This window comes from uncultured Porphyromonas sp. (assembly GCF_934359325.1).
GTDB lineage: Bacteria > Bacteroidota > Bacteroidia > Bacteroidales > Porphyromonadaceae > Porphyromonas_A.
Genome location: NZ_CAKRLH010000030.1, coordinates 1 through 12,848, shown reverse-complemented (window position 1 = coordinate 12,848; position 12,848 = coordinate 1). Strand labels below are relative to the sequence as shown.

Annotated in this window: 6 protein-coding genes and 1 tRNA gene; 2 read left to right on the top strand and 5 right to left on the bottom strand. The window is 61.2% G+C overall.

Annotated elements, in window-relative coordinates; all coding sequences use genetic code 11:
- Window positions 1-472: 472 nt before the first annotated feature.
- Entirely contained in the window at window positions 473-2,218 is a 1,746-nt protein-coding gene (locus tag Q0F21_RS02375) for an alpha-1,3-galactosidase B (RefSeq protein ID WP_297237037.1), read from the top strand.
- 80 nt (window positions 2,219-2,298) lie between these two features.
- A tRNA-Met gene (locus Q0F21_RS02370) sits at window positions 2,299-2,370 on the top strand.
- Between the two features lie 57 nt (window positions 2,371-2,427).
- On the opposite strand, the gene Q0F21_RS02365 is transcribed toward Q0F21_RS02370, so the two are convergent.
- The 5 genes from Q0F21_RS02365 to Q0F21_RS02345 all read right to left on the bottom strand — a co-directional run.
- Window positions 2,428-3,678 carry a class I SAM-dependent methyltransferase gene (locus Q0F21_RS02365; protein WP_297237035.1) on the bottom strand — a complete coding sequence of 417 codons (1,251 nt, stop codon included), beginning with the start codon at window positions 3,676-3,678 and terminating at the stop codon, window positions 2,428-2,430.
- A gap of 34 nt (window positions 3,679-3,712) precedes the next feature.
- The gene (locus tag Q0F21_RS02360) at window positions 3,713-5,224 is read right to left on the bottom strand and encodes a sialidase family protein (protein ID WP_297237033.1); all 1,512 of its coding nucleotides are present in this window, start codon (window positions 5,222-5,224) and stop codon (window positions 3,713-3,715) included.
- Between the two features lie 23 nt (window positions 5,225-5,247).
- Complete coding sequence (locus Q0F21_RS02355; RefSeq protein ID WP_297237031.1) at window positions 5,248-7,557, bottom strand: BamA/TamA family outer membrane protein; 2,310 nt, start codon at window positions 7,555-7,557, stop codon at window positions 5,248-5,250.
- Window positions 7,554-12,365 carry a translocation/assembly module TamB domain-containing protein gene (locus tag Q0F21_RS02350; RefSeq protein ID WP_297237029.1) on the bottom strand — a complete coding sequence of 1,604 codons (4,812 nt, stop codon included), beginning with the start codon at window positions 12,363-12,365 and terminating at the stop codon, window positions 7,554-7,556. The genes Q0F21_RS02355 and Q0F21_RS02350 overlap by 4 nt, the downstream gene beginning before the upstream one ends.
- 298 nt (window positions 12,366-12,663) lie before the next feature.
- Window positions 12,664-12,848: DUF4113 domain-containing protein (locus tag Q0F21_RS02345; protein WP_297237028.1), on the bottom strand; the 185-nt coding region annotated here is incomplete at its 5' end.

Below are 12,848 nucleotides of genomic sequence, written 5' to 3'. Positions count from 1 at the left end.
GTAATAGAGAAAACTATAGTCGGTAATAGTCGACACTAAACCCGGTAATAGAGAAATCTAATACCGGGTTTAGAAATAGCGGCTCGCCATCCGCTGACAGCCAGCCTGAAGTGCTGTCTCTTAGCAGGGGTGACGCATTTGAGCCTTAAGGCAAAGAAGTGAAGATCCCTGTCGCTGTGCAATCCTGTCGACTAATCCCAGCCCTGCTGCTACCGCATGCCGATCCCGCAGGGGCGAAGCCCCGGAGGGATCATCGCTTTTTAGACCGGGTGTCGAGGCACTTAGTGCCGAAGACCCCGGGAAACGATGACGTATTCAAGGTATACGACCCCGCCAGGGCGTCGCACATACCAGTCAGTCAATCAGTACGTCACCCTTGGTACTCTCTGGCTCTCCGCCGCCACGGGTCAGCTTTTTGTACTACTTTTGTGTATAATGTATCGGGAGAGGACACCCCATAGACCACCTTACGATGAAGATGATCCGAAATGTCGTATCTGCACTGGCACTGACTCTGCTACTTCCACTCGGGCTGACCGCCGGGGTGGGTATCATCACCATCGAGGCATCCAAGTATGGTGTCCTCCCGGGACGAACTCATGACAGCGGTCCCAGACTGACCGCCCTCCTGAGGGAGGCGAGAGCCCTCTCGGAGCAGGGCGACAGCTTAGTGATACACTTTGCGCCGGGGGAGTATGCGGTCCATGAGAAGTCACTGCCGCGGAAGACTATCTTTATCTCCAATCACGACCACCACGAGGAGAGAGCGGTCGCGCTCCTCCTCCGACAGCTCAGGCATACCCGCATAGAGGCGGAGGGAGTCACGCTCCTTGCCCACGGCCGTCTGCTGCCGGTGGTGGTGAGCGACTGTAGCGACCTGACCATCTCCGGCCTGACGATAGACTACCCCGAGCCGACGCTCTCTCAGCTGGAGATCCTCTCCATCGATGGGGACGAGGTGGTGGCGCGACTGCCGAGGGAGAGCCGCTTCAGGATCGATGAGGGGCGGAGAGTGGTGCTACTGGGCGAGGGACAGGAGACTGCCGTCGGGTCGACGCTTCCCTTCTCCTCCGATGGGCATATGAAGCCGGGGCGGGCGGATGTCCCCTTTGACCCCCTATCGATCAGCCGCCTGGACGACCATCGCCTGAGGATCAAGGGCTGGGCGGAGTCGCCTCATCTGTCTGTCGGGGACCGGTATGCGCTGAGGAGCTGGGCTCGTCCCACCCCGGGGATCACGATCACCGACTCGGAGAGGATCAGCCTCCTGGGGGTGACGATCCACTTCGCTGACGGGATGGGGCTGGTGGCTCAGGATACGAAAGACATCACGCTGGATCACTTCGCCGTCAGGAGGCGCGAGGGGAGCGAGCGGTACTTCACGACGCAGGCGGATGCCACCCATTTCTCTAATTGTCGCGGAGAGATCCGCTCACAGTATGGGCTCTACGAGGGGATGGCAGACGATGCGATCAATGTCCACGGCGTCTATCTCCGGATCGACAGCCTCCTCTCGCCGACGAGGGTGCTTGCCACCTTTGCCCACCCACAGGCGCTCGGTCTCACCTGGGGTGCGGAGGGTGACTCCGTCCGGCTGATCGACCGGGAGACGCTGCTCCCGCTGATGACCACCACGATCAGCCGGATCACCACCACTGACCCGGAGCATAAGGTGATTGAGCTGGCCGACCCGATACCGGAGAACGCCTCGGCGGAGATGGCGGTGGAGAATTACTCCGCCATGCCGTCGGTGCTCTTTGCGCACAATACCGTCCGGGACAATCGCGCGAGGGGGGCGCTCTTCTCCACTCATCGGCGGGTGGTCTGCCGGGACAACCTCTTTGACCACACCCACGGCAGTGCCATCCTCCTCTGCGGAGATGCCAATGGCTGGTACGAGAGCGGTCCCTGCGAGGAGGTGTGGATCACCGGCAATCACTTCGTCAATGCCCTCACGGCGCGGTACCAGTTTACCGAGGGCGTGATCTCGATCTTCCCCGTCCTGAGGCGGGTGGTGGAGGGACAGTACTACCACGGGCGAGTGGTGGTGGAGGGGAATACCTTCGACATCTCTCCCTCGCCACTGCTCTATGCGCTCTCGGTCAGGGAGCTGATCTGGCGGGACAATCAGGTCCGTCCCACCGGCGATCACACCCCTCTCTTCGACGACCCGGCCTCCCGCCTGATCAACGTAGGCCGCACCAGCTTTGCCCCTTAGCCCACCCTGCACTTGCGGGGGTTTTGGAGATGCGGTGATTATTTAGTACCTTTGCACTACGAAAGGGAGGAAAGATATATCGCGGGGTGGAGCAGTGGTAGCTCGCTGGGCTCATAACCCAGAGGTCGCAAGTTCGAATCCTGTCCCCGCAACTTTCTGGTAGTACGACTGTCTTAGTAAGGCAGTCGTACTTCTTTTATGTACCCCCCTCAGTCGTCTCTGAAGAGGATCAGGAGCTTACGGTCCCGCTCGCCCAGTGTGGTGGCGAGGAGGAAGTACCGGTCACTCTCGTCGGTCCGGAGGCGTCCCCTGAGCTCCTCAGCAGTGAGCGGGAAGTGACGCGACATGACCGAGAGGGCGGGGAAGCGCTCGAGGAGGGACTTCAGCGCCTTCCCCTTGAGGACAGACTTGCTGTATGGGATCTCCCCCAGCACCCTGTAGCTCTTGTAGAGCGGGTCGGGGGCCGGCTGGGGAGAGGTGTAGAGGTGGGTATTGGGTCCAAGGAGACTGATGCCCTGCTCTGCGGCGATGAGGTGGTAGGCTCCGCTCTTCATCAGCACCGGTCGGGGGATATGGATGTAGCTCTCTATCTGAGTGGCATAGGGTGTCTCTGCGGTGAGCGAAGTGGGGAGGGGGTAGCTCCGGCTCGTCACCTCTCCCTGCCGGTCGACGATGGAGAGGTGGATCGTCACCGGTGAGGTCGCCGGCTGCATGGAGAGGTCGAGGAGCAGCTCCTTGACCTCGTCCCCGACCTGGAGGATGTGCAGATCCGTGCAGGTAGGCAGCTGCTCGAGCAGCCAGTGGATGTCCAGCATGGGGGAGAGCTTGAGGAGCAGGCGCCCGCCGTAGTCCAGCTCCTGCAGGCGTGAGAGGATCTGCAGAGGCGCGGGGGTGTAGTCTGCCATGCTGCTCAGCCGTCGACCGGGGTCCGCCATGTCCCGCCGTGCCGGATCGGCGTAGACAAGCGTGATGCCATCGAGCAGAGTGTGATCGAGCCGTGCGAGGGCGTCTCCGCAGGTGACCGTCGCACGGCCCGGAGGCAGCAGGCGGGAGAGATTGTACTCCAGTGCCAGGGCCATCTCCGGCTCGATCTCGAGGACCTCACTGTGCCGGGTGACACTCGCCATGGCGGCGGTATCGATCCCCAGCCCTCCGGTCATATCCAGGATACGATCGGAGGGGGAGAGGAGCCGTTGCTTGTACCGTGCCGCCGGTTCGCTGCTGCACTGCTCGAAATTGACCCGCCGTGGGATGTATCCCCCACACTCCAGGAAGTGGGGGATCTTCTTCGCCATCTTATCCAGAAGGGACACCTGCAGAGCCACTTGAGACCTGACCTGTGGGTCGAGGTCACTTCGCTCGAAGAGTATCCGATCGGGCGGGCGATCGGCCCACTGCCGACTTAGTGCGACCACGTGTCCGATCTCCTCAGGAGAGATCATCCAGGACCCTTTCTCCATAGTCTCAGGCAGTGTCTGATCTCGAGAGGGCGACTTAGGGCTCTATGAGCGGGAGGTCCTGTAGGCCGATGGTGTAGAAGACGAGGGACATTTCCTCGTCTTCCTCAGCTATGTAGCCGATGGTGTGGTCGTCGATCATCATCGCCTCGGTGTAGGCACACCAGCCGGGCGTGAGGAGGACGCCGTCGTCCCAGCCCTTCTCCTCACTCCAGGTATAGAGTCGTCCGTTACGACGTCCGGGACCGGAGGGGAGGGTGTGCATCAGGCGCATGCCGTCGGCGGGAGAGGTGAGGAAGGGGGCGCCATTGCAGGCGACATCGTGCAGACCGGCGTAGCGATCTGTCTGCTCCCAGGTGATGCCACCGTCGTTGCTGACAGAGAATATCCGGTCGCCGCGGCGGGGATTTCGGATGCTCATCAGGAGGGAGCGGTCGGGCATGACGATCACCTTGGACTCATCGCCACGGTCGTAGGCGGGCTCGGAGACCTGCCAGGTCTCGCCCAGGTCGTCGCTGTAGACGAGACGGTTGTCGAAGGCGCGGCGCTCAGGATCCCACATAGCGGCGACATACATGATGCGTCCGTAGCAGGCGGTGGCGCCATGTCCTGCGGCGATGAAGGAGGCGGAGTACTTCCGGCGATCCGGATCGGGGCAATTGGTTCCGTAGAGCTGTGGCTGCATGGTGTGCGGCTCGCTCCAGGTGCGGCCGTCGTCGCTGCTCTCCATGACGTACTGCGGCATCGGCTTGTCTGCCGTGGAGCCCCAGAGGCCGGGACCTCCGATGAAGGTGATGATAAGCTTCTCTCCATGACGGGTCTCGACGATGCAGATGTCACCGTAGCCGGCTCCCCTACCCTGTCCGCGGAGGATGATCTCGGGATCGGACCAGGTCTTGCCATTGTCCTCACTTCGACGCAGGATCAGGTCGATGTCCTCAGGGATGTCGGTCTGATTGTATTTCCTCCTGTCTGCCAGGGCGAGAAGGGTCCCCTTGGAGGTCTTGATGAGAGCCGGGATGCGGAAGTTGCGCGAGCCGGTGTCTCCTGGGACGAAGAGGGGCGTGTAGGTGCGCCAGCGCTGACGGGAGATCTCCTCACCCACCTGCTTGAGGGGATAGCTCCGACCATTGATGGAGACAGAGACGATCTCGCCTCGGAGCTTGTCGGGGGAGTAGAGGGGATCCTCCGCCACGTCGGCGGTGAGGTAGAGGATCCGCTTGTCTGTCGTGAGGCGGGCGCTACTCTTCCCTATCAGCGGGACCGCTTCGTAAGAGACTCGACCCTTGTAGTCGTCGAGATCGCGAACCACGAGGCTGTCGCTGGCGAGTACTTCGCATCGCTCCACGAGTCGCCGGGTGCGGGGGTCGAGGCGGTAGGTGATGTCGACGCGACCGCTCCGGGGGAGGACGATGGCGGCGAGCGTTCGTCTCGTCTGGCCGCTCATATAGCCGTGCCGAGAGCCGATCACGGTGACCGAGTCGGTCTGGGCATGGGCGAGCGAGCCGAGGAGGATCAAGGCGAGGGTATAGATGATCTTACGTGTCATGGGAGTGATGGTGAAAATGAGGATTAGAAGGGGTATCCGACGGCAAGATGAAGTGCCAGTGGTAGATTGTGCTTATCCCCCAGAGTATTGAAGTACTGTCCTCCGGACCGATCGGGTCTGTGGAGAGCGACACCGAGGTCCAGACGGACCACCAGCATCGAGAGGTCGTAGCGAAGTCCCAGCCCCGTGGAGAGTGCCACATCCTGTAGGAAGTGCCGGGTACTGATGGTGGCATCGGGCTTGGACGGGTCCTCGCGGAGGAGCCAGATATTCCCCGCATCGACAAAGGTCGCCACCTCGAGGTCGCCGACCACCTTTGCCCTCAGCTCCATATTGGCCTCCAGTCGCAGGTCTCCCGTCCGGTCGAGGAAGGAGAGTGGCGAGGGTGTCAGAGGACTGTAGGCTCCCGGACCGAGGGTGCGGACATTGAATCCTCGTAGGCTATTGGCACCTCCGGAGTAGAATTGCTCCGTATAGGGTGCGACGGTCTGATTGCCGTAGCTGTAGATGGCTCCCCCATAAGCGCGCGTGGCAAGCGAGATGGCGGAGCTGATCTGATAGGCGTACCTCAGCTCGAGAGTTCCCTTGACAAACTGTGCGAAGCTCGCCCCGGCGAGACGGTAGGGTCGCGGGGTCCCCTTGGGGTAGCAGAGGGAGAGCAGATTGCCCGCCTCGGAGACGTACGCCTCCAGGGAGAAGGTGTGGCGGGAGAGGGGATCGCGTGTCTCGAAGCCAAATAGGTAAGACGCCTGTGGGATGAACTGATTGCGGAAGGAGAGTCCAAGACCAGGATTGGCCGCCAGTGCTTCATCGAAGGCTGCGGTCCGGCGTACAAGGTGATTGTAAGAGACGCTGAGCGGCCGAACGGTGTGGCGCACCCCTCGGAAGGGCTCAAATCGGTACTCTGTGTCAAAGGCAAACTGCATCTGACGGTAGAAGCCACTACGGCTGAGGAGCGCGGCGGTGAGCCCGAGCTTACTGTACGCCGGATAGGTGAAGGGGCGGTAGTAGAGTCCCGGGATCAGCAGGCGGGGGAACTTTAGGTCTGTCGAGAGGAGGAAGAGGTAGCTATTGATGTCCCAGGCAGCTGACTCCCGGTTGCTCTTGCGGTACCCGGTCTGCCACTCATAATTCCCTTGCAATCGCATGGAGAGGGTCTCGCCGCCACGGAAGACATTTCTCTTATTGATTGATAGGGCAAGTCCCGGTCCGGTCTGATTATTTGACTTGAGCCTGTAGGTCGCCTCCAGCTCCGCGGCATAGGGTTTGTCCTCCATGGAGACCATCGAGACGTCGAGCAGGGAGAGACTGTCCGCCGTGTGTCGCGGGGTGTAGGAGACGTTGGTGTAGGCAAAGGTCTCCAGCTCAGAGAGTGAAGTGATGGTGGCGGTCTGATACCGCTCGTTGTAGACCTGACCACCCTCGAGCCGAACTCGGGAGGCGAGGAAGCGGAGCTTCACCGGCGGCTGGTCATGGTAGCGGAAGAGGATCCCATCGTAGAGCGTGGAGTCGGTCAGGGCAGAGCGGTGGCGGTCGTAGAGGTCGTACGTCACCCGACCGACGCTCCAGACACGGAGCGCATCCTGAGTGGTCTTGTCGGAGAGGTCGACCCGGAGCTGCGCCTTACCCGGTACCGCGAGCGTATCCGCATCGTAGTGGATATCGCTGGGCTGAAAGTAGTAGTACCCTCTGTCCCTGAGGGCGGAGGCGATGCGCTGCCGCTCGCTCTCCAGACGCCATACGCTCAGCACGTCGCCCTTGTGGAGCAGCCGCGTGCTCGGGTCCTGCAGGTCGAGGGAGTCCGGCGTGACGATATGGACTCTGTAGTCGATGCTATCGAGACGAAGTGGCTCGCTCATGGTGATGTCATAACCCACCTTGGCGGTCACGGAGTCCTTGTCGTAGGTGATGTGCGGCACCACTGTGGAGCCAAAGAATCCGTACTCCTCCAGCACCTGCTTCCCCACCTGAGCGCGGAGGGGAGGATTGACGGTGGAGAGGAGGATCGGCTCGCTACCAAAGTTCTTGTACACCCACCGTCCCAGCGGATCGGTAGCACCGGCAAGGTTTCGGTGGATCCAGAAGGGGTAGGTGAAGGGCAGTCGAGCTCTCGATGAACCAACGAGCGAGCCATTGGGCTTATAGGAGAGGACACGAGTCACGTCCCCCTTGGCGAGATGCATCTCCTCGATGTCGGGTGCGTTCTCGATCTTCACCTTCCCCATGCCGGTATAGAAAGTCTCCCCCTCTGGGATATACTTGGCGACCGAGCAGCCTGCCACCGTAAGCAGGAGGCTGACGAGTGGGATGGAGAGATAGTGCCTGTGTCTCATGGCTCGTCTTCGTGTTTTCTCAAGGGTAAAGGTCTCTCTATCTGGAGGCTATCCGAGAGCGCCGGTGCCTCCTTGCGGAGCGAGGACCGGTCCTCTATGATTAGCGTCTCCGGTGAGGGGATGTCGGCATAGGCGGGTATGCTGTCGGTCGACCGTCCGAAGCGGAAAAGATCCCGCAGGGAGTCGAGCCTGCGGCGGAGGACGTACCCGACGCCGGTCTCGATCACCTCGCCCTCGAGGAAGTTCTCGTAATTCTTATTGTGGAAAAGGCGCAGATAGTGCGTCCCTGCCTGGTCGAGCCGGTACTCCATGCTGACGTTGTCGATGAAGGACTGCTCCATCCCGGCTGCCGCTGCACCTGTCATCACCCGACCTCCGACGACGACGCGGATCCGGTCGTTGAAGAATCGCTTAGCGACCGAGTAGGTGTAGTCCGTCCTTTCGCCCGCAGCGGTCTGGTCGTTGGTGATACCGAAGTTGATATCCGCATGGAGCGACTCCCCGAGGAACGAATTGACCTGCGAAGTGAAGAGACCCGCAAGGGCATTATTCACCATAGCGTTACTATTCCCATTGCCCGGCGAACCGATGTTGCTGCCGAAGAAATAGCCGGTCGTCAGGAGGATGATCGACTGCCGCGTCTGCTCCTCCTCGCTCAGTGTGGCAAGTCGATTGCGCAGAGCGAAGTCCTTCGGCGCCGTTGTCTCAAATCGTAGGTCGAGGTCATTGAGCGTATTCTCTGCGATGATGGAGACGTTGAAGTCCACCTGTCTCGCCTCCTCACCCTGGAGCGAGACGCGCGAGGAGACCTTCGCCGTAGCGCGGAAGTCTATCGCCGGCTTCGTCAGGTCGCCCGACCAGGTGAGTCGGCTGTTGTCGTCGATGGTAAAGGTCCGGACGACAGGAGGGATCTCCATCACCACCTCACCGCCCCTGATGTCGTAGGTCCCGGTAAGTCTCATCGGTCCGTAGGGGGACATGTCGAGATTGAGATCCCCTCCGCCGACGACGGAGACCTTGGTCTGCTCCTCGGGCGAGAGGATAGCGGTGAAGCGCGCCGCCGGGTCGACGTGCAGGTCGATGGCGAGCGTCATCCCGCTCTGAGAGATCGAGTCGAGACGGCTCGTCTGTGCCACGAAGAGGGTGTCGGAGAAGTCGGTAAAGGTGACCAGGTCCTTGTACCCCGATCTGCCGGAGAGCTGGGACTTGGGTGTGCGGTAGGTGAAGTTGGTATTCCCCAGGATGCTGATCCTGCCCCTCGCCGTCAGATCACTCGGATGCCCGGAGACGTGGAGCCGGGTATCGGCATTGATCCGTCCGTAGAGCATCGTCGAGGAGGTCTCCTCGGAGTCGAGTAGTCTCAGATTAGAGCCGATGATATTAAGGTTGAGGGGGAAGGCATCCGCGAGTCCCACCTTGCCATTGACGATCAGCTGTCCGCCATTTGCCCCGAGGGCAAAGCGGCGGAAGAGCAGCTCCCCATCGGCGATCGGCAGCCTCTGGTTCTCCACGCGGTAGGTCTCGTTGAGTGCCGGGACATACACCTCCCCCTGATGGAATGCGATCTCGCCCCTGTAGGGGAGTGCCCGCGACGTACGGATGTCGCCGGTGGTGAGATAATTGGCGACCTCACCCGAGAGCTCTCCGTGAGCCTCTGCATACTGATCGGGGAGGAATGGATTGAGCATCTCGAGCGGCAGGTGATCTATCCGGAGGTCAAACCGCCTGTCGTCGCTCCCCTTGGGCAGGAAGGCAAGGAGGTCCACCACCCGCTCCCGCTCGCCCAGGTCAGCCTCCGCCCGGATCATCTGTCCCCTCTTATCCGGCTCCACAGATCCGCGGAGTGCCAGGTCTCCCACTCTCTTATCCTCATACATAAAGTCTCTCAGAGAGGCTCTGGCTGTGATGCTGGGCTGCCCTCCATCCGGCGTGATGTGTCGCACGTCCGCTGAGAGTACCCCCTCCAGATGGGGGATCACCGGGATGCCCTCCAGAGCAGATAGCTTCAGATCTCGGATCACACCCTGCAGCTCCTGTCTCCCCTCACCCGGGAGATCCTTCAGGCTGATCACCGCCCCATCCTCGCTCCTTAGGTCGATGTCGGCCCTTATCTTCCCCTTATCTGGGGGGATGATGAAGTAATTCTCTGCCTTGGGGACAAAGGTATTATACGCCAGCACGATCGGCGTCGGGGTGAAGCCGAAGACCAGCTCCCCGGACGGCTTATTGTACAGCTCCGCACCGAGCATAAGGAAGTGCCGGTCCTCGTGATCCTGCCAGTCGAGAGCCACCTCGGAGCGGCGGATATTGGAGGAGAAGGAGAGGACGGCATTGAAGGGCAACTGATTGCGGAAGCGCTCCTTATGTGCCGTCAGCATCCCGTATACAAAGGCGGAGTCCTGCCTCAGGATCAGGTCGATATTGTCGACCCTGAAGGTATCGGCCTGGAAGTACTGCATCATCCCCTCACCTCTCAGCCCCTTCGCCGGATCCACCTGCAGCCCGAGATGGATCTCTCGCGCTCCTATGCGCTTCGCATCGAGGTAGTACCTAAGCGGGTTATTACGTCCCATATCGATCTGAAGGTCAGCGTCGGGGTAGTGCTCGATCCAGCGGCTCATATCGGGTCTCTCCGTCGTGTCCCGGAGTGCCGTCGAGACCACCTGAGAGAGGTCCTTAAGTCGTCTCTGAAACTCCTTTAGCCCATTCTTGGAGGTAAAGGCGAGACTCAGGTCGCCACTCTCCACACTCGCCCTGAGGAGGCTGTCGGTGGAGAGTGCCCGCACCACCGTCTCCTGAGGTCGCAGCACACCGTTGTCGAGCTGCAGGACGAAGTCCATCGTACGTCCCTCGAAGTCGTAGAACTGATCCAGATCCGACCGCAGGTAGCTATTGAGATGGATCCGCCCTCCCCGCACGACCGACTGCGGCAGCCCGAGCCGATCGGGGATGATGGTGTCGACGTACAGATTGACCGATCCATTGAGGTCATGCTTCTTGAGCAGAAGGTCCATCTGAGCCGTCGCCCGCAGCGATTCGTTATCGCTATCGAGTGCGGCAAAGAGCCTATTCTTATCGAGTCTCGTGAGGAGAACCAGATCACGGTAGGTCGCCCCCTTGTACTCCACGCTGTCGAGATTGAGGAAAACATCTGCTGAGGTGCGCGCGGAGTAGAGGTCCGTGCCGTGTCCCTTGGCGTGGATCTGACCATCGAGGTAACCGATGGAGTCAGAGGGGAGGAATGCTCCCACATCGAAGTGAACCGCCTCCACGTCAGCCGCGTAGCTCTTGCTCCTCGGACGATAGTGCCCCACCGCCGTGAGGTGCCCCTCCGGGAGAGTGACGCGGAGGTCCACCTCTCCGCCATTAGGATCATAGCTCCCACTACCGACCAGGTCCATGCCGTCGGGTATCTGCCAGCGAGGAGGCTTCTTAGACTTCATCAGCTGCGCCACCTGTCGCGAGAGATCCCTGCCGGAGCGCAGCTCGTAGTGCCCCTTCACCGTCATCGGCCCACCGCCGAGGAGCGATGTGACTCTCGCCGAGGCATGGAGTCGGAGGAGAGAGGGCTCCTCGAGTCGGATCTCTGCATCGACCCCTCTCTGCCAGTCACCCGAGGCGGTGATGACGGTCCGAAGGGGGAGGTCCGGGAGGTCCCCCGCCATCGGGACGAAGCGCTCCAGCTCCGGAGCGCAGATGCGACCGGCAAGGCGAGCGGAGAGAGTCCCGACGCTATCAGGTCTCCAGCCGGTGAAGGGGAGATCCAGCTCGCCGCCGAGCTTGCTCTGCGACAACTCCAGCACCAGCTCCTCTACCCGAAGCCGCTCCCTATCCTTCGTCACCAGGCCGGAGAGCCGGTGGAGCTGCCAGCCATCGCCCGTAGAGAGCGAGGCATCCTGCAGTCGGGCTGTGAGATCATCGGCGCCGCCGTAGCGGATCGCCTCCCCCCTGATCGAAGTCCCCCAGGGCGAGGGAAGCATCTCCAGAGGGGCACCCACTTTAGTCAGATCAGCCTGCAGATCCACCCGGTCCACTGTGTAGAGGGAGTCCGGCAGATCGACCAGTCCGCCACTCGCGAGAGCGTCATATATATGTGCGTCGATGATCAGGCTGTCGGGCGAGTCGGTGTAGGTGGCGGAGACATTGTTAAGCAACAGCTTGTCCCATCGGATCGTCGGCGGTGGAGACTTCGGTTCCTTCTTCTCTTTTTTCTCCTTAGGCAGGATCAGCACGTCCATATGCGTATCCGACAGCTCCACGGTGCCGAAGCTCATGTGGCTGAAGGAGGAGTCGAAGGACCCCCGATCCACCGCAAAGCGACTGATATGCCCCCTCAGGACCATGCTGTCACCCGGTGCGTGGTAGTCCAGCTGCGCACGCTCCAGAGCCACCCCGCTCAGTGGCAGATCCCGGTGACGGAGGTAGGCGATCGCATCCGTCTGCGCCGTCAGACGCTTGGCATACAGCACGGTATCGCCGTCGGCAGTGAGTGCCTGGAGACCCTCCAGGTAGAGCTTGCCGGGGAAGCCGACGCTCAGTCGCTTGACCGATATGCGCAGCCCCGTAGACCGCTCCATCGTCACCAGGAGCTGATTGGCGATCCGAGTCTGAACCGACGGGATCATCAGCAGGGCGGTAAAGACCACAAGCACGAGGAGTAGGACACCGACGATCCCGCCCAGCCAGATCAGTAGCCGAGCCCACAAGGAGCGCCTCCGCTTGGTGGAGTGCTCCCCGTCAGCCTCCCTCTCCTCGGAGGGATCGGTAGGGATCTGTTCCGGGGCCTCTCCTGCCCGCTTATCCTGCATATATATAAAGGTGTCAGATGGTCCACAAAGTTACAAATTTATCTCACCCTTATCCTCCTCTCTCCCACCCGTCAGTCCTGCGTCCCAAAACTAAACCCGGTATTAGTGATCACTATTACCGGTAATAGTGATCACTAATACCGGGTTTAGAATTCACCGAACTCTATCCAGCCCGATACTATACTCCCCGGCGCCGTGGATCCCCGCTCCCCAACTCTCGGTGCGACCCGCAAGGGGAGGCAGTCAGGTGCTGCGCCACGTCGACCAGATTCGCCAGCGCATCCGGTGATCGAGGAGGTCAGTGGGGGGTGATGCAGAGGATGTCGCGTAGGTCGGTGGTGTAGTGGGGGCTGGTGTGCTCCCGGTGGATGACGCCCTGAAGTGCGTCCGGGTCGCGGGCAGCGACAAAGAGCCCGTGGTCCCCGTACCGCTCCCGGATGCGCCCCTCGATGGCTCGTAGGCGCTTCCGCCGCTGCTCCTCCT